Here is a 17,837-nt window from a genome sequence, read left to right as displayed (position 1 = left end):
CGGCGTTACGCTCTAGTCGTGGAGATGAGGCTGCGGCCGGTCTGCGTGCCCGAAGTGGCGCTCGAAAACCGGACGCCCGCCCGGGTTCGGCATCACGCGGAAAGGTCCGTGCGACGCCGCCGGGTACTCGACGTCACCGCCATGATCAGCGCGGCCATCAGCGCCTTCTTCGGCTTTCAGGGTCTGCTCGTCGGCGTCGAGGTGTGGTGGATCCCGGTCCTCAGCCTCGTCAGCGCCGTTGCGTTCGCCACCATCCCCCTGCTGTGCCGGTTCGGCGAGCTGGTCGCGCCGCTGGTGTTCTTCGCCGTCGCGTACGTGACCATCGCGATCCAGTGCATACAGCTCGGGACCGGTTCGGGGCTGCAGTTCTACTTCGTCGTCGCGGCCGCGATCGTGGTGGTCATCCTCGGCATCGACCACATCGTGCTGGCCTCGGTGCTGTCGGCGCTGGGTGCGGCGACGGTGGTGGCTCTGGAGTTCTTCGTCCCGGAAAACACCGGCATTCAACCGGACTGGGCGCGCACGACCTCGTTCATCCTCACCGTGGCCACCGCGTGGATTCTCGTCGTGGCCACGCTGTGGTTCGCGCTTCGGGAGATCCGCCGCGCACGGTTGGCGATGGAGGCCGAATACGAGCGCTCCGAACGCCTGTTGACCAACATCCTGCCCGCGACCATCGCCGAGCGACTCAAGGACCCGACCCGTACGGTCATCGCCGACAGGTACGACGACGCATCGATCCTGTTCGCCGACATCGCCGGGTACACCGAGCGGGCCAGCGACACGAACCCGTGCGATCTGGTGCGGTTCCTCGACCGGCTCTACACCGATCTCGACGCACTCGTCGACCGTCACGGCCTGGAGAAGGTCAAGACAAGCGGCGACTCCTACATGGTGGTCAGCGGTGTGCCGCATCCGCGCCCCGATCATCTCGAAGCGCTGGCCTGCCTGGCTCTCGACATGGCCGACGCCGTCGCCGACCTGCGCGACCCACGCGGACGCAAGGTGCCCCTGCGGATCGGTCTGGCCGCGGGACCGGTCGTCGCCGGGGTCGTCGGGGCGCGCAAGTTCTTCTACGACGTGTGGGGCGATGCGGTCAACGTCGCGTCCCGGATGGAGACCACCGACGTCGAGGGCCGCATTCAGGTTCCCCAGGACGTGTACGAACGCCTGCGCAGCACGTTCGTGTTCGAGCCCCGCGGCGAGGTCGACGTCAAAGGCAAGGGCGTCATGACGACGTGGTACCTCGTCGGTCGTCGCGACGACGCCGCGGTGCGCGAGGCGGTCGAACTCCAACCGCTCAGTCGTCGACCTCAGTCGGTTTGAGCCGCTCGGCCAGTGCGGCCAGCCGCCGCAGGGTCTCCCGGTTACGGGGGTAGACGGCGATGTCGGTCAGCTTGTTGGGCATGACCGCGGCGGGGCCGCTCACCGGGAACTCCGTCATCTCCACCCGGCAACCGTCGGGAATGTCGTGCAGCCGCAGGACGATTCGCGCGCCACCGAAGGGCCGCCCCTTGGCGTGCAGCACCAACTCCTCGGGCGGCACACTCTTCTCCACGACGGTGACGTCGTTGAGCAGGAGCGGCCAGACGCCCACCGAATGCCGGATCTCGGATCCGGGTGCCGGCCAGTTCGGGTCGACGGCGCGCATCCGGCTGTTGCCGACCACCCATTGGGAGTACGTCCATCCGTCGGCCATGACGTCCCAGACCTGCTGACGGGATGCGTGAATATCGCGTGTCACAGTCACGGCCGGAGATATACCCCGATCGCGGAAAACAACCCACCCCGCGATGCGATCACAGATGCAAAACGCCGCGACCGGCGTTGTGAAACGCACAGTCGCGGCGTCGGCGGTTCGGCGAACCTGCTAGACCTTGCGGTTCTCCGACTTGATCAACCAGGCCAGCTTCTCGAGGCCCTCGATCAACTGATGGAGGATGTCGGCAGAGGTCGGATCCTCGGCGTCCACGGCGTCGTGAACCCGACGCATCGTGTCGACAGCGGCGTACACCCGACCCGTGATCAGGTCGACCGCGTCCTGGGTGCTCACCGCGTAGGCGGGGAACTGCGGCAGCGAGGTGCCGGCGGTGACCGTATCCGACCGTCCGTCGGGCCACGCTTCCAGCGCGCGCATCCGCTCGGCGATGGTGTCACTGCCCTCGCGGGCGAAGTCGACGAGTTCGTCGAGCTGTAGATGAAGGTCGCGGAAGTTGGTGCCGACGATGTTCCAGTGCGCCTGCTTACCCTGAAGATGCAGCTCGATCAGATCGACCAGAACCCGCTGCAGGCTGTCGCTGAGTTCCGGTGAGGCCTCGAATGCCTCGATATCTGCTTCTGAACGACGTGTTGTGGTGGTCATGATCGCTACAACGCCTCCTTTTTTGGATTGATTCCAGTTTAGCACAGTTCCTGGTCAGAGGCTATTTTGTTGGTCTTGTCTCTCCAGCAGACGGGCATATCCGGCGCCCATGCCCAGCAGCACCAGGCCGACGACGATGAACACCACGACCCGGAAGATGCCGTCGAGCGTGCCGAGGTCGAACAGGAACAGCTTCGCCATCGCCGCGGCCACCAGCGCCAGGCCCCCGGCGATCGGGACCGACCGGTCGGTTCGCGGCAGCCGCGCCGCGTAACCGAACAACGCGGCGGCCAGCCCGATCCAGCAGATTGTCGCCGCCATGTGACCGGCGTAGAAGCCGCTGTCGGTGCCACCGATCAGCACACCCGTGGTGACGGCGAACGTGGTGATCGCGTATCCCGCGACGACGGCGGCGACCGCCCACAGGGCCGAATTGCGCCGGTCGAACGCCCACACCATCGTCACCGACCACGCGATCAGCAGCACGCTGGCGATCAGCGTCGAGGCGGCCACCCCGGCGCTGGCCGACGTCCCCCACAGCAGCGTGTCCGGCGGGGCCCAGTTCAGGTAGTAGAGGGCACCGACGGCCGCGAAGCCGACCGAGATCGTCTTCGCCGTGAGGTGCTGCCGCCCGGCCAACGCCACCACCAGCGCCATCGCGAACAGCACCGGTCCCGCGATCGGGCCGTCGAACGCGACCACCACCGCGGTCAGCGCCGATATCGCGGACAGCACCGTCCAGATGCGCCGTACCGCGCCGTCGACGCCCGGCAACCGGTCGCCGATGAGCACGATGGCGAGCAGTCCGGCCGCCAGCGCGGCCGCCATCAGAGCCGCGACGACGCGGTCGGCGGCCAGCGCAACGGAGAGCACAGGCAGCACGCCGGCCCCGGTCAACACGGCCATCGCCGACCTGTTGGCTGTACCCGGCAGCAGGACGAGTGCCCCGGCGATCGCGAGCAACGCGCCGATGCCACACGCACCGACCAGCCACGGGTCGCGTCCGTCATCGAAGTGCACGCCGAGGAGCGCCACCAACAGCGGCAGAGTGCCCGCCGCGATCCGGGCGGCATGCAGCCAGAGCCAGTCCTTGCCGATCTGCACGGGCAGCGAGGCCGCCGACAGAGCGAGCATGAACGCCACGAGCAGCAGCGTGACACCACCGACCACGATCGGCGCCAGCACCAACAGCGGCACCAGCACGAGCAACCCCAGCTGCTCGGAGTTCCATCGCCGGGCCAAGGTGAGCCCGCCGCCACCGATGAGTGCGGCGAGAATCAGGCCGACGGGCGGAGCCACCCAGTCGTAGATCGTGGTCAACGCGATGACGTCCATATAGGCCGCGGCGATACCGGTCGCCGCCAGGGCGACCGCCCCGGTGCGGCCGCCGGGCCTGCGATACAGCCACCAGCCGGCGCCCACGAGCCCAGCGGCCAGCGCCGTCCCGGCCGCGACGCGGATCTGAGGGCTCAACAGGCCCGCCTGCGCGGCCAGCACGAGGAGGAACACCACCCCGATCAGCGTCACCGCGACACCGGCGACCGCCAGCAGCTTGCCGATCCAGCCCTCATCCCGGGCCGGCTTCGGCGGTGAATACCCAACGGGCTCAACGTGTTGCGGCTGATACTGCGGCGGCGCGACGTAGGCGGTCGGGTGGTATTGCGGCTGGTATTGCGGTGACGACGCCAGCTGCCGGTCGAGTTCGGTCAGGTCCGACGACACCCGCGCCAGGTACGCGGAGATCGCGGCGACATCAGCGGACAGGCGGGCGACGACGGCACGCTGCGGTTCGGTCATGCTGACATCGTCACAGCACAACGGCGTCAGCGGGATGAGTAGGACTACTCGTCTAAACCGTGTTCGATCGCGTATCGCGCCAACTCGACACGGTTGGCGACCTGCAGCTTGCGGAAGGTGGCCTGCACGTGGTTCTCGATGGTGCGGTGACTCAGCGAGAGCCGCGCCGCGATCTGTTTGGCGGTCAGCCCTTTGGCGACGTACCGAAGGATCTCGGTCTCCCGCTCGGTCAGGCTCGGGGCCTGCGGGCCGCCCTTGTTCTGCGCGATCCGCCGGTACTCGCCGAGCACAAGGCCCGCCAGTCCGGGTGTGAACACGGCCCTGCCCTCGGCGGTGGCGCGCACGGCATCACCGAGTTCCTGCTTCGAAGCGCTCTTCACCAGGTATCCGGTCGCCCCGGCCTTCACGGCCTCGAGCACGTCCTCGCGTTCGTCGGAAGCCGACAGCACGAGGATCTTCGACGACGGCGATACGGCGAGCACGTCGGCGGTCGCCTGCGCGCCGTCACCGTCGGCGAGCCGCATGTCCATCACCACGACATCGGGCTGCACCGCTGCGGCGCGGCGTCGCGCGGCACCGCAGCCGTCGGCGGTGGCGACCACGGTGAAACCGTCCTCTTCGAGGTCGCGGGCCACCGCATCGCGCCAGATGGGATGGTCATCGACGACCATCACCGTCGGGGTAGCGTCAGTTCCCATTCCGTCCCGCTCTCCGGACCGGTGGTCAGCTTGGCGCTGCCACCGAGCCAGTTCATCCGTCCGACAATCGATTTCGCGACACCGATGCGGCCCTCTCGCACGGCCTCCTCGAGCCGTCCCTCGGGGATCCCGATGCCGTCGTCTCGGATGCTCACCGTGATGGTGTCACCGAGGTCCTCCAGCAGCACGTAGGTGTGGGCGTCCGGTCCGGCGTGGGCGACCACGTTGTCGAGCGCGTTGACGACCGCGGCGGACAGCTCCGTGGCCACGACCGCGTCGACAAGGACGGGTGCGGCGGGCAGGCTCACCGAAACACGGTCAGAGGCGCGCTGTCGCAATACCGCACCGAGGTCGGTCATCGCCCCGACGCGTGGTTCGGCCTCACCGGAGCTGACCAGCCGCCTCAGCGCCCGTTCCTGCTCACCGGCGAGTTCGGCGAGTTCAGCTGTCGCTCCTCCGATTTCGCGGCCGCGACGCGAGACCAGGGCGAGCACCTGGATGGCGCCGTCGTGCACCTCGCGAGACAACCTCTCCCGCTCCTGGTGGGCGGCCGCCAGCCGAGCCGCCTGCTCGAGTTCGGAATGGGCCCGTCGGGCGGTCTGCGCGGCCATGCCCACCGCGAGACCAACCGCGAGTTCGATGACGATCGTCGCGTTGCGGCCGAGGTCGTAGTTGATGAAGCCCTTGACGACGGTGCTGGCGACCATCACGAGCACGCCGGTGAACATGCCCGCGATGGGGCCGGCGACGATCGCCGCGGAGATGGTCGCATTTGTCGCCCACAAGGTCGTCGGCCACGACTGGTTGTCGAACGCCCACTGCGACGAGGCGACCACCTCGGTCGACAGGATCAACGCCACGACCACTGCGAGCTCGGCCAGCACGAACACCGGGCGCCGGCCGAACCCCTGCAGATAGGCGACCGCGCACAGCGCACTGAACCCCAGCAGCACTGCGAACAGTGCCCACGCCACGGCCGGGCGGTCCAGGTCGGGGTTCACCGACACCTGGAATCCGAGCGCGTACAGGCAACTCAGCAGTCGGAACACCTGGGCGGCCCGCCACAGCGGCGTGGCCGGATCCGGGGCGTTGGCCGGCATCTGTCTACAGCACCTTGGACAGAAACGCCTTTGTGCGTTCTAGCTTGGGGTTGGACAGCACTTCGCGCGGCGGTCCGCTCTCCACGACCACACCGCCGTCCATGAACACCAGTTGATTGGCCACCTCGCGGGCGAACCCCATCTCGTGTGTCACCACCACCATCGTCATACCCTCGGCGGCAAGCTTTTTCATCACTTCGAGCACCTCGCCGACAAGTTCGGGGTCCAGCGCCGAAGTGGGTTCGTCGAACAGCATCAGCTTGGGGCTCATCGCCAGAGCGCGGGCGATCGCGACGCGCTGCTGCTGGCCACCGGACAGCTGGGCGGGATAGGCGTCGGCCTTGGCGGTCAGACCGACCTGGTCGAGCAGGTCTCGTGCGCGCGCCACCGCCTCGTCTTTCTTGACGCGCTTGACGTGAATGGGAGCCTCGATGACGTTCTCCAGCACCGTGCGGTGGGGAAACAGGTTGAAGTGCTGGAAGACCATACCGATGTCGCGGCGCTGCCGGGCCGCTTCGCGCGGGGACATCTCGTGGATCTTGTTGCCCCGCTGCCGGTATCCGATCAGCTCACCGTCGACGTACAGACGCCCGGCGTTGACCTGTTCGAGGTGGTTGATGCACCGCAGAAACGTGGATTTGCCCGAGCCGGACGGCCCGACCATGCACAACACCTCGCCGCGTCCGATCTCGAGCGTGACGCCCTTCAGAACCTGCAGCGCACCGAAGTTCTTGCACACGGCCTCGGCTTTGACCATCGGTGTCACGGGTGCGCCTCCCCCAGCGTCTGCGCCTTGGCCAGCGCCTCGAGCTGTTTGGTGGTCAGCTTGCGTGACGCGCCACGCGAGTAGTAACGCTCCAAGTAGTACTGGCCGACCATGAGCACGCTGGTGATCGCCAAGTACCACGTCGCGGCCACCAGCAGCAGCGGAACGGGTTCGAAGATGCGCGCGGCGATCTCACGCGATGTGATGCCGTACAGGTCCAGCGTGAACGGTACCGCGGTCACCAGCGACGTGGTCTTCAGCATGCTGATCACCTCGTTGCCGGTCGGTGGGATGATCACCCGCATCGCCTGCGGAAGCACGGTGCGCCGCATGGTCATCCCCCAGGACATGCCCAGCGCTGTGGAGGCCTCGGCCTGGCCCTCGGGCACGGAACTGATTCCCGCGCGGATGATCTCGGCCATGTACGCGGCCTCGTTCAGCGCCAGTCCGAGGATGGCCAGCAGGAAGGGAATCGACAGCGACTGCAGGTCGACCTGAAGCAGCGAGGGCCCGAACGGCACCCCGAGCTGGAGGTTCTGGTAGATCGTCGGCAACAGTCCCCAGAACACCAGCTGCACGTACACCGGGGTGCCGCGGAAGATCCACAGATACACCCACGCAACGGCTTTCAGCACCGGGTTCGGAGACAGTCGCATCACCGCGAGCAACACACCCAGCAGGATCGCGAGCACCATCGAGTAGATGGTCAGTTGCAACGTGTTGAGCACCCCGACCGTCAAAACCCGTTCGTTGAACAGGTACTCCCAGTAAGTGGACCAGCGATAGGAGTCGTTGGTCGCCGCGCCGTAGAGGAACAGTGCGACGAGTATGGCGATGACGACCGCCGCCACCCACCGCCACGGATGGCGCAGCGGCACCGCATCGATGGCGGCGGGGGCAACGGGTGACGACGTGTCGACATCGCTCATGAAAGCGTCCTTTACGAGACCGCGCCGTTGATGACCGGCTTGTCGATCATCCCGTTCTCGACGCCCCAGTTGGCGGCGATCTCGCGATAGGTGCCGGCTTCGATCAGGTGCTCGAGGGCCTTCTGCAGGGACTGCGCCAGGGCCGAACCCTTCTGCACGGGCCAGCCGTACGGCGCCGAATCGAAGATCTCACCGGCGGACTCGAGTTTGCCGTTGCTCTGCTTGATCGCATATGAGGTCACCGGGGAGTCCGCCGACATCGCGTCGACCTGGCCCAGCACCACCGCGTTGGTCGCGGCGTCCTGGCCGTCGAACGGGACGATCTCTATCGGCGGCTTGCCGGTATCGGTGCACGCCTTGCTCTTCGCCGGAAGTTCCTGGGCCTCTTGGGTGGTGGTCGCCTGCACCGCCACCTTCTTGCCGCATGCGTTGTTCGGGTCGATCGCCGATCCCGGCCGCTGCGCCCACAGCGTGCCCGCGTTGAAGTAGGTGACGAAATCGACGGTTTTCTCCCGTTCTTTGGTGTCGGTGAACGACGACATGCCGACGTCGTAGGTGCCACCCTGGATCGACGGGATGATCTTCGCGAAGTCCGACTCGCGGTATTCGGGCGTCAATCCGAGCGTGGCCGCGATCGCATTCATCAGGTCGACGTCGAAGCCGACGATCTTGCCGCTGGGATCCTTGAATTCGTTGGGCGCGTACGGAATGTTGACACCGACGACCAGCTCGCCGGACGATTTGATGTCCTCTGGAACGGTATTGGCAATCTCGTCGACCTTGGCCGCCGGCGCCGTGGGCGACGCACTGGTGGCATCGCCACCGCCACCGCCTCCTTCGCCGCTGGCGCATCCGGACATCGCCAGGGCGCCGGCCGCGGCGAATACGACTGCGAAACGCCAGAATCTACCTCGACGGTTGTGACACTCACCTAACACGGATGCCCCTACTTTCTGCGTCGTGGGATCGATGCATAGCACCGGTACCGGAACAGTAGTAGAGACGCCAGGCTGCGGCAGGGGAACCAAACGGCGCGCATGCGCGGGGCCGCACCATTGACGGTCGAATCGATACCGAATTGCGACGATCATTTCCGTTTCGCTATGTCACACTGCGCCCATGACTAGCACCGCGCCGCCCAACCTGTTGCGGCATCTGTGGAAAACAACCTTGGTCTCCGGACTTCTCGCAGTAGTCCTGGGCGCGCTCATCTGGCTGTGGCCGGGCAAGACGATCGTGGTCGCCGCGATCTTCTTCGGGGCCTACCTCTTGATCGCCGGTATCGCCCAGGTGATCTTCGCGTTCAGCCTGCACGTCTCCGCCGGCGGCCGGGTGCTGCTGTTCATCTCCGGCGCCGCGGCGCTGGTCCTTGCCGTGTTGTGCTTCCGTAGCCTGCAGGAGTCGATCCTGCTGCTGGCGATCTGGATCGGCATCGGCTTCATCTTCCGCGGCGTGGCGACGGCGGTCTCGGCGATCAGCGACCCGACACTGCCGGGGCGTGCATGGGAGATTTTCGTCGGCGTGATCAGCCTCATCGCCGGTGTGGTGATGCTCGCCCTGCCGTTCGAGTCGCTCGCGATCCTGACGGTCGTGGCCGGCTTCTCGCTGGTCGTGATCGGCATCTTCGAGATCGTGTCCGCGTTCGGGATCCGTAAAGCCTCGAGGGAGCTCACCGACGCGGGGTCAACCCCCTCACCTGCGGCCGAGGAGTCGGTGAGCTAACACACACTGACGTCTACTACACCCTGTCGTAGGCTGGGGCCACAGCCACGGAAGAGGGTGAGATGGACGCACTCGATGTGTCGCGGTGGCAGTTCGGCATCACGACCGTCTACCACTTCATTTTCGTCCCGCTGACCATCGGCCTGGCGCCGTTGATCGCCGCCATGCAGACCGCGTGGCTGCTCACCGGGAATTCGTCCTGGTACCGCCTCACCCGCTTCTTCGGCAAACTGTTCCTGATCAACTTCGCCCTGGGCGTGGCCACCGGCATCGTCCAGGAATTTCAGTTCGGCATGAACTGGAGCGAGTACTCACGGTTCGTAGGTGACGTTTTCGGCGCACCGCTGGCGATGGAAGGACTGGCCGCCTTCTTCTTCGAGTCGACGTTCCTCGGCCTGTGGATCTTCGGGTGGACCCGGCTGCCGCGCCTGGTACACCTCGCCTGCATATGGGTGGTGGCCGTCGCGGTGAACCTGTCGGCGTTCTTCATCATCGCGGCCAACTCATGGATGCAGCACCCCGTCGGCGCCCGGCTCAACCCGGAGACCGGGCGCGCGGAGTTGACCAGCATCGTCGAGCTGTTCACCAACAACACCGCGATCGCCGCCTTCGCGCATGCGGTGTTCGGTGCGTTCCTCACCGCCGGCATGTTCGTCGCGGGCGTGTGCGTGTGGTGGATGATCCGCGCGCGGGACGACAAGCGTTCCGAGGCGCAGACGATGTTCCGGCCGGCGGCGATCATGGGATGCCTGGTCGTCCTCGCCTCGACGCTCGGTCTCGTCGTCACCGGAGATGTGCAGGGCAAGCTGATGTTCGAGCAGCAGCCGATGAAGATGGCGTCGGCGGAATCACTGTGCCACACCGCAACCGACCCAGACTTCTCCATTCTGACCGTCGGCACCCACAACAACTGCGATAGCGTCACGCATCTCATCGAGGTCCCCTACGTTCTGCCGTTCCTGGCCGAGGGCGAATTCGAGGGCATCCGCCTCGAGGGTGTCAAGGACCTTCAGGACCAGTACATCGAGAAGTTCGGACCGGGCGACTACCGGCCCAACCTGTTCGTCACGTACTGGTCGTTCCGCGCCATGATTGGATTGCTCGCCGTCCCAGTGCTTTTCGCGGTGGTAGTGCTGTGGCTGACACGTCGTCGCCGGATTCCGCAGTCACGCCGGCTCTCGCGCTTCGCGCTGGTTGCGCTACCCGCCCCCTTCTTGGCCAACAGCGCCGGATGGATCTTCACCGAGATGGGTCGTCAACCTTGGGTGGTGGTGCCCAACCCCACCGGGGATCCGATGATTCGGCTGACCGTCGCCGACGGGGTCTCAGGCCATCCGGTCGGCATGGTCGTCGCCTCCCTCGTCGCCTTCACGCTGGTATACGCGGCGCTCGCGGTCATCTGGTTCTGGCTCATCCGCCGCTACACGATCGAAGGGCCGCAGGCACACGACTCCGAGCCCGCCGCGCCGCTACCGCCCGGCAGCGACGAGGTGGCGCCCTTGTCGTTCGCTTACTGAGTCGTTCGCGTACTAGAGGAGTGGTGGCAATGGCACTGCAGGAACTGTGGTTCGTGGTGATGGCCGGTCTGTTCCTCGGCTTCTTCGTGTTGGAGGGCTTCGATTTCGGCGTCGGCATGCTGATGGGGATGATCGGCCGCACCGGCGGCGGTGACCCCGAACGACGCCGCCGTGCGGTGCTGAACACCATCGGGCCCGTCTGGGACGGCAACGAAGTCTGGCTGATCACCGCGGGCGGGGCCATGTTCGCCGCCTTCCCCGACTGGTACGCGACGATGTTCTCGGGTCTGTACCTGCCGCTACTGGCAATCCTGCTGTCAATGATCCTGCGCGTCGTGGCGATCGAATGGCGCGGCAAGATCGACGATCCCGGTTGGCGGCGGTGGGCCGACATCGGGATCGCCGTCGGATCGTGGGTGCCCGCCGTGCTGTGGGGTGTGGCGTTCGCCGCGCTGGTACGCGGGCTTCCCGTCGACGCCGACAAGCAGCTGCGCATCGCGTTCGGTGATCTGGTCAACGGTTACACGCTGCTCGGCGGCCTGACCACCGCCGGATTGTTCCTGTTCCACGGCGCGGTGTTCGTGGCGCTGAAAACCGATGGCACCGTGCGTGAAGATGCCCTGCGATTTTCCGGCAGGCTGGCACTGCCCGTGACCGCGGCACTGGCGTCGTTCGGGCTGTGGACGCAACTGGCGTACGGCAAGGACTGGACCTGGCTGGTGCTTCTTGCCGCGGCTCTGGCGCAGCTGGCAGCGGTCCTGCGGGTCTGGCACGGTGTCCGAGAAGGCTGGGCGTTCGCGTACACGACCTTGACCGTCGCGGCGGTCGTGGTTCTGCTCTTCGGCGTGCTCTACCCGAATCTAATGCCATCCACGATAGATCCTGCCTACAGCCTGACAATCGACAACGCCGCCTCGAGCCCGTACACGTTGACCATCATGAGCTGGGCGGCGCTGATCTTCGCACCACTGGTGCTGCTCTATCAAGGTTGGACGTATTGGGTCTTTCGGCAACGTATCTCGGTCGACCGGATCCCCGAACCGGCGGGATTGACGCGGCGGCGGAGATGAACCTGTGGCGGTCCTCCCCCGCGATGCGGCGCTATCTGGTCGCATCGGTGGTGTGCGGGGTGCTCATCGCCGGCGCGACGATCGGTGCGGCGGTCGTGCTCGCCGATGTCGTGGCAGGGGTGATCACCGACCCCACCTCGCATCACCTCCGCCACTGGGCGGGCCCGCTCGCAATCCTGGTTGGGCTGTGGGCGATTCGCTCTGTCGCGCACTGGCTTCAGAGCAGGCTGGCCTCGACGGGCGCGACACAGGTGATCGCCGACCTGTCCGGTCAGGTTCTCCGCGCTGTCACCGCACTGCCACCGCGACTTCTCGCGGCCGAACGCGATACCACGGCCGCGCTGATCACCCGCGGCCTCGACGGTCTGCGACCGTTTCTCACGGCGTATCTGCCCGCGATGTTCCTCGCGGGCATCCTCACACCAGCCGCGGTGCTGGTGATCGCCGCGGTCGACTGGCCCTCGGCGCTCATCGTTCTGATCGCGCTGCCGCTCATCCCGATATTCATGGTGTTGATCGGTCTGCTGACCAGGGACCGTTCGGAGACCGCCCTGGCGGCGATGAGCACACTGCAGTCGCGGATGCTCGACCTGATCGCGGGCATACCGACGCTGCGGGGACTGGGTCGCCTCGAAGGATCCGCCGGCCGCATCACCGAACTGGCTGCGGCGCACCGTCGTTCGACAATGGCTACCCTGCGGATGGCTTTTCTGTCGGCGTTGGTCCTCGAACTGCTGGCCACGTTGGGCGTCGCGCTCGTCGCCGTTGGCATCGGGCTGCGGCTGGTATTCGGCGAGATGACCCTCACCGCAGGCCTCACCGCGCTGCTGCTGGCGCCGGAGGTGTTCTGGCCGCTTCGCCGCGTCGGGGTCGAGTTCCACGCCGCCCAGGACGGCAAGACCGCGGCCGAGGCCGCACTCCGGCTCCTGCACAAGCTGCCGCGTAGACCGGCGGCGACCCGCACGGTCCGGGCGGCCGGGGCCACCATCCACCTCGGGACCCTCGACGAGGATGTGGAGCCGGGGCGGGTGACGGTGCTGACCGGTCCCAACGGTGTCGGCAAGTCGACGCTGCTGCACACGATCCTCGGCCTGCATCCCGGTCAGGTTTCGATCGACGGCATCGATGTCGACGACCTCGACCTGCGGGCATGGTGGGCCCAGGTCTCCTGGCTACCGCATCGTCCGATGCTGGTGCCGGGCAGCGTCCGCCACAACCTCGAGTTGTTCGGGCCGATCGCCGATCTCGACGAGGCCTGCCGCTCAGCGGGTTTCGACGAGGTCCTCGCGACGCTTCCCCAGGGCCTGGACACCGTGCTCGGCCGCGACGGTTCGGGCCTGTCACTCGGTCAGCGCCAGCGGCTCGGGCTGGCCCGGGCGCTGGGCTCGACCGCGCCGGTACTCCTGCTCGACGAGCCGACGTCTCACCTCGATGCGGCGATGGAGACCCGTGTGCTCGACACGATCGTCGCGCGGGCCCGCGCCGGCACCACGGTGCTGGTCGTCGGTCACCGAGATTCGGTGCGCGCCATCGGTGACCGCGTGATCTACATGAGGGAGCTCGTCGATGCGTGAGCTGCTGAGGGCCCGGCTGGGGCGCTTGTCGCTCGCGGTCCTGCTCGGTGTCCTGTCGTTGGGCAGCGCGCTGGCGCTGGCCGCGATTTCGGCCTGGCTGATCACGAGGGCGTGGCAGATGCCACCGGTGCTGGACCTCACGGTCGCGGTCGTCGCGGTGCGCGCGCTCGGTATCTCCCGCGGCGTGCTGGGGTACTGCCAGCGGCTGGCGTCACACGACACCGCGCTTCGCTCCGCGGCCGACACCCGCGAGTCGCTGTATCGGCGGCTGGCGGATGCGCCCGCCGACACCGCGATGCGGATGCCCGCCGGCGAGCTGGTGGCCCGGATCGGCGCGTCGGTCGACGACCTGGCCGACGTCGTGGTGCGCGCCGTGCTGCCGATCGCCGTGGCAGCCGTTCTCGGGTTGGCCGCCGTCGTCGGCATCGGCCTCATCTCCCCCGAGGCGGCGGTCATCCTGGCGCTGTGCCTGCTGATCGCGGGCGTGGTCGCACCCGCGCTGGCCGCCCGCGCCGCCGAGGCGACGGAACATGCAGCCACACAACATCATTCGGGGCGCGACGTCGCGGTGATGCAGGCTCTCGAGCACGCACCGGAACTTCGCGTCTGCGGACGCCTCGATGCGGTACTGGCCGAGGCCGAGCGCCGACACCGCGACTGGGGACGCGCCACCGACAGGTCGACCGCCCCCGCAGCGGTGGCGGCCGCGGCCTCGACCGCGGCGATAGGCGCCAGCGTGTTCGGCGCTGTGGTCGCCGCGATCGCGATCGCCGACTCGGTCCCAGCGACGACGCTCGCGATTCTGATGCTGTTACCGCTGTCGGCGTTCGAGGCGAGCGCGGCCTTGCCCGCGGCCGCGGTGCAGCTGACCCGGTCGCGTATCGCGGCGCGCCGCCTCGCCGAGATCACCGAACCGATCGACTCCCCGCGTGAGCGGCCGGCCGTTCCCGAGGTGTCGGTGGCGCGCGGCGACCGTGTCGCGATCGTGGGCCCGAGCGGATCGGGCAAGACGACGCTGTTGCTCTCCATGGCCGAAAGCGACCCGTCCGCTGTCTTTCTCGCCGAAGACGCCCACATTTTCGCCACGACGGTGCGGGACAACCTGTTGGCGGCGCGCGGTGACGCGACTGACGACGACATCCGGGCGGCCTTGCAACGGGTGGGTTTGCGCGACTGGTCGAACACGTTGCCGGAAGGGCTGTCCACCGTGCTGTTCGGCGGGGCGGCCGCCGTGTCCGCCGGGCAGCGCCGGCGTCTGCTGTTGGCGCGCGCACTGCTCACCACCGCCCCAACGGTGTTGCTCGACGAACCGACCGAACACCTCGACGCCGCCGCTGCCGACCGGATTCTGATCGGCCTGCTCACTCCCGGGGGGCTATTTCCCGCCGACCGCACGGTCGTCGTCGCCACGCATCATCTACCCGGCCAGCTTGAGTGTCCTACCCTCATTCTCGCTGGTCGCGGAGTAACCTCCTCGACATGAGCGATCCGGAACACCCCGAAACGCCTTCGCAGCCGCCACCGCCGCCACCGCCTCCACCGCAGCCTTCGTCCCAGCCGCAGTACGGGGCGTATCCAGGCGGTTATCCGCCGCCTCCACCGCAGGGTTACGCGTATCCACCGCCGGCGACCGCGCCGAAGAACGGCATCGGCATCGCGGCCCTGGTGGTCGCGATCATCGCGCTGCTGTCCGTCTTCGGCGGCATCGTGCTCGGCGTCGTCGCCGTGATCCTCGGCTTCATCGGCTGGGGCAGGGCCAAGCGCGGCGAAGCCACCAACGGCGGTGTCGCCATGGCCGGTATCGTGCTCGGGTTCCTGAGCATCATCGAGGCCATCGTCGTCATCTGGCTCGCCGTCTGGGGTTTCAACCAGGTGGGGGGAACCGACTACGTCGATTGCGTGTCGCGCGCCGGCAACGACCAGGACGCCGTGCAGCAGTGCGCCGAGGAGTTCCAGCACCGCGTCGAGGACCAGTTCGACGTGACGCTCACACCGACGCCTTAGTCAGCGGGGCGGGAAGTACTTGACGATCCCTTCCTGCACCACGGTCGCAACCGGCTGACCGGACCGGTCGAAAAAGTGTCCGGTTCCCAGGCCGCGGGAGTCGGCGGCCACCGGTGAGGCGGTCGAGTACAGCAGCCATTCGTCGAAGCGCACCGGCCGGTGGAACCACACCGAGTGATTGGTGGTGACCGCGAAGATCCGGTCGTAACCCCACGACAGACCGTGTGTGGTGATGATCGAGTCGAGCACGGTGGTGTCCGACGAATAGACGAGCGCGGCGGCGTGCAGCACCGGGTCCTCGGGCATCGTCCCGAGCGCCTTCATCCACACCCGGTTGTGCGGCAGCTTCTCGCCTCTGTCGCGCATCACCCAACTCGGGTCGTTGGTGTAACGCCACTCGATCGGTCGCAGCGCGTTGACGAAATGCGGGACGACGTCTTCGTAGCCGCGCAGCAGTTCGTCCACCGGCGGCACCGACTCCGGATCGGGCAGCTCCGGTGGCGCGATCGCGTGCTCCAGGCTGCGACCGCCGGCCAGGAACGACACCATGGCCGTGGTCAGCAGCCGGCCGTCCTGCATGACGTCGACGCGGCGGTTGGCGAACCGGCGTTCGTCACGGAGCCGCACGATGTGAAACTCGAGATCCTTCTCCGGATCCCCACCCGCGATGAAGTGAGCCGAGAGCGCACTCGGCGGCGTCGGATGCTTCAAGCTGCGGCCCGCGGCAACGAAGGATTGGGCCATCATCTGGCCGCCGAATGTGCGAACGGGGTTCTTGCTGGGATGCGAGCCGACGTAGATGTCGTCGTCGATCTGGCGGAGGCGGAGAATCTCGAGCAGCTCGTCGAAGTCCGCCGTCACACGTCGTCCTCGCCGATCCGGTGCACGTGGATCAGATTGGTGGAGCCAACCGTGCCCGGCGGGATGCCCGCGATGACGACCACCAGATCCCCTCGCTTGTAGCGCCCGAGCTCGAGCAGCGACTTGTCGACCTGACGGATCATTCCGTCGGTGGTCTGGATGTGCGGCACGATGAACGTCTCGGTTCCCCAACTCAGCGCGAGCTGGCTGCGCACCTCGGGAAGCGACGTGAACGCCAACAGCGGCAGCGGCGTGTGCAGCCGCGCGAGCCTGCGCACCGTGTCGCCCGACTGGGTGTAGGCCACCAGCGCCTTCGCGTCGAGGCGCTCGCCGATGTCGCGGGCGGCATAGGAGATGACGCCGCGCTTGGTCCGGGGCACATGCGTGAGCGGCGGAGCCGCAACGGAGTTCTCCTCGACCGCCTTGATGATGCGCGCCATCGTCTTGACCGTCTCGAGCGGGTACTTGCCGACGGAGGTCTCACCGGAGAGCATCACCGCGTCGGTGCCGTCGAGGATCGCGTTGGCGACGTCGGACGCCTCGGCCCGGGTGGGCCGCGAGTTCTCGATCATCGACTCCAGCATCTGGGTCGCGACGATGACGGGTTTCGCGTTCTCCCTTGCCATTTGGATCGCGCGCTTCTGCACCAGCGGGACTTCCTCGAGCGGCAGTTCCACACCGAGGTCGCCGCGGGCCACCATGATCGCGTCGAATGCCAGTACCACGGCCTCGAGGTTGTCGATGGCTTCGGGCTTCTCGAGCTTGGCGATGACGGGCACCCGACGTCCGACCCGGTCCATCACCTCGTGTACGAGTTCGATGTCGGCCGGTGACCGGACGAAGGACAGCGCCACGAAGTCCACGCCGAGGCGCAGTGCGAACTCGAGGTCGTCGATGTCCTTGTCGGACAGGGCCGGCGCGGACACGTTCATCCCGGGTAGCGACATGCCCTTGTTGTTGCTGACCGGACCGCCTTCGGTGACGGTGCAGACGATGTCGTTGCCTTCGATGCTTTCGACGACGAGACCGACATTGCCGTCGTCGACCAGGACCCGGTCACCGGGCGTGGCGTCCTCGGCCAGGCGCTTGTAGGTGGTCGACACGCGGTCGGATGTTCCCTCGACGTCGTCGACGGTGATGCGCACCGTCTCACCGGCCGCCCAGAACGTGGGGCCATCCTTGAAGCGGCCGAGCCGGATCTTGGGGCCCTGCAGGTCGGCCAGGATGCCGACCGCACGGCCGGTGGCGTCCGACGCGGACCGAACCCGCTTGTAGTTGGCCTCGTGATCGGGATAGTCGCCGTGGCTGAAGTTGAGCCGCGCAACGTCCATTCCCGCTGCGACCAGCGCACGGACGGCGTCATCGGTCGCGGTGGCCGGACCGAGGGTGCAGACGATCTTTCCGCGTCTATTCACGACACTCGAGCATAGTCGTTAT

Annotated in this window: 17 protein-coding genes; 7 read left to right on the top strand and 10 right to left on the bottom strand. The window is 67.2% G+C overall.

Features of this window, described 5'->3' with window-relative positions:
- The first annotated feature begins 24 nt into the window (after positions 1 to 24).
- Complete coding sequence (locus AU197_RS24340) at positions 25 to 1,326, top strand: adenylate/guanylate cyclase domain-containing protein (protein WP_082696840.1); 1,302 nt, start codon at positions 25 to 27, stop codon at positions 1,324 to 1,326.
- Here AU197_RS24340 and AU197_RS24335 read toward each other — a convergent pair.
- The 8 genes from AU197_RS24335 to AU197_RS24300 all read right to left on the bottom strand — a co-directional run bounded on the left by AU197_RS24335 (position 1,301) and on the right by AU197_RS24300 (position 8,512).
- Complete coding sequence (locus tag AU197_RS24335; RefSeq protein WP_064406260.1) at positions 1,301 to 1,750, bottom strand: SRPBCC family protein; 450 nt, start codon at positions 1,748 to 1,750, stop codon at positions 1,301 to 1,303. The two genes, AU197_RS24340 and AU197_RS24335, sit on opposite strands and share 26 nt — an antisense overlap.
- Positions 1,751 to 1,870: 120 nt before the next feature.
- Entirely contained in the window at positions 1,871 to 2,362 is a 492-nt protein-coding gene (locus tag AU197_RS24330) for a Dps family protein (protein WP_064406259.1), read from the bottom strand.
- A gap of 54 nt (positions 2,363 to 2,416) precedes the next feature.
- Positions 2,417 to 4,159, bottom strand: coding sequence for a DUF2339 domain-containing protein (locus AU197_RS24325; protein WP_064406256.1), 1,743 nt, complete (start codon positions 4,157 to 4,159; stop codon positions 2,417 to 2,419).
- A 44-nt stretch (positions 4,160 to 4,203) separates the two neighbouring features.
- Positions 4,204 to 4,857 carry a response regulator gene (locus AU197_RS24320; protein ID WP_064406254.1) on the bottom strand — a complete coding sequence of 218 codons (654 nt, stop codon included), beginning with the start codon at positions 4,855 to 4,857 and terminating at the stop codon, positions 4,204 to 4,206.
- Positions 4,830 to 5,957 (bottom strand): MacS family sensor histidine kinase, encoded by a 1,128-nt coding sequence (gene macS / locus AU197_RS24315; RefSeq protein WP_197415643.1) that lies wholly within the window; start codon positions 5,955 to 5,957, stop codon positions 4,830 to 4,832. The genes AU197_RS24320 and macS overlap by 28 nt, the downstream gene beginning before the upstream one ends.
- A gap of 4 nt (positions 5,958 to 5,961) precedes the next feature.
- A complete protein-coding gene (locus tag AU197_RS24310) occupies positions 5,962 to 6,714 on the bottom strand; it encodes an amino acid ABC transporter ATP-binding protein (RefSeq protein ID WP_064406428.1) in 753 nt (250 codons plus the stop codon).
- Positions 6,715 to 6,719: 5 nt separating this feature from the next.
- Entirely contained in the window at positions 6,720 to 7,652 is a 933-nt protein-coding gene (locus AU197_RS24305) for an amino acid ABC transporter permease (protein WP_064406252.1), read from the bottom strand.
- An 11-nt stretch (positions 7,653 to 7,663) separates the two neighbouring features.
- Positions 7,664 to 8,512: an ABC transporter substrate-binding protein gene (locus tag AU197_RS24300; protein WP_156434546.1), complete on the bottom strand. Its 849-nt coding sequence runs from the start codon at positions 8,510 to 8,512 to the stop codon at positions 7,664 to 7,666.
- A 259-nt stretch (positions 8,513 to 8,771) separates the two neighbouring features.
- Here AU197_RS24300 and AU197_RS24295 point away from each other — a divergent pair, with 259 nt between their 5' ends.
- The 6 genes from AU197_RS24295 to AU197_RS24270 all read left to right on the top strand — a co-directional run bounded on the left by AU197_RS24295 (position 8,772) and on the right by AU197_RS24270 (position 15,539).
- Positions 8,772 to 9,374, top strand: coding sequence for an HdeD family acid-resistance protein (locus AU197_RS24295; protein ID WP_064406249.1), 603 nt, complete (start codon positions 8,772 to 8,774; stop codon positions 9,372 to 9,374).
- A gap of 62 nt (positions 9,375 to 9,436) precedes the next feature.
- A complete protein-coding gene (locus AU197_RS24290; protein ID WP_064406247.1) occupies positions 9,437 to 10,891 on the top strand; it encodes a cytochrome ubiquinol oxidase subunit I in 1,455 nt (484 codons plus the stop codon).
- Between the two features lie 29 nt (positions 10,892 to 10,920).
- The gene (cydB, locus tag AU197_RS24285; RefSeq protein WP_064406245.1) at positions 10,921 to 11,961 is read left to right on the top strand and encodes a cytochrome d ubiquinol oxidase subunit II; all 1,041 of its coding nucleotides are present in this window, start codon (positions 10,921 to 10,923) and stop codon (positions 11,959 to 11,961) included.
- Between the two features lie 23 nt (positions 11,962 to 11,984).
- Complete coding sequence (gene cydD / locus AU197_RS24280) at positions 11,985 to 13,535, top strand: thiol reductant ABC exporter subunit CydD (protein ID WP_064406425.1); 1,551 nt, start codon at positions 11,985 to 11,987, stop codon at positions 13,533 to 13,535.
- Complete coding sequence (locus AU197_RS24275) at positions 13,528 to 15,018, top strand: ATP-binding cassette domain-containing protein (RefSeq protein WP_064406242.1); 1,491 nt, start codon at positions 13,528 to 13,530, stop codon at positions 15,016 to 15,018. Before cydD ends, AU197_RS24275 begins: the two co-directional genes overlap by 8 nt.
- Positions 15,015 to 15,539: a DUF4190 domain-containing protein gene (locus AU197_RS24270; RefSeq protein ID WP_064406241.1), complete on the top strand. Its 525-nt coding sequence runs from the start codon at positions 15,015 to 15,017 to the stop codon at positions 15,537 to 15,539. The genes AU197_RS24275 and AU197_RS24270 overlap by 4 nt, the downstream gene beginning before the upstream one ends.
- Here AU197_RS24270 and AU197_RS24265 read toward each other — a convergent pair whose 3' ends face one another.
- On the bottom strand, positions 15,540 to 16,400 hold the full coding sequence (locus AU197_RS24265) for an acyl-CoA thioesterase II (protein ID WP_064406238.1): 861 nt from the start codon (positions 16,398 to 16,400) through the stop codon (positions 15,540 to 15,542). It abuts the gene before it with no gap.
- Complete coding sequence (gene pyk / locus AU197_RS24260) at positions 16,397 to 17,815, bottom strand: pyruvate kinase (protein ID WP_064406236.1); 1,419 nt, start codon at positions 17,813 to 17,815, stop codon at positions 16,397 to 16,399. Before pyk ends, AU197_RS24265 begins: the two co-directional genes overlap by 4 nt.
- Between the last annotated feature and the right edge of the window lie 22 nt (positions 17,816 to 17,837).

It is taken from the genome of Mycobacterium sp. IS-1590 (assembly GCF_001500025.1).
Lineage (GTDB): Bacteria > Actinomycetota > Actinomycetes > Mycobacteriales > Mycobacteriaceae > Mycobacterium.
Note: the sequence above shows the minus strand (reverse complement) of the source record. Positions and strands in the feature narration are given on the sequence as shown.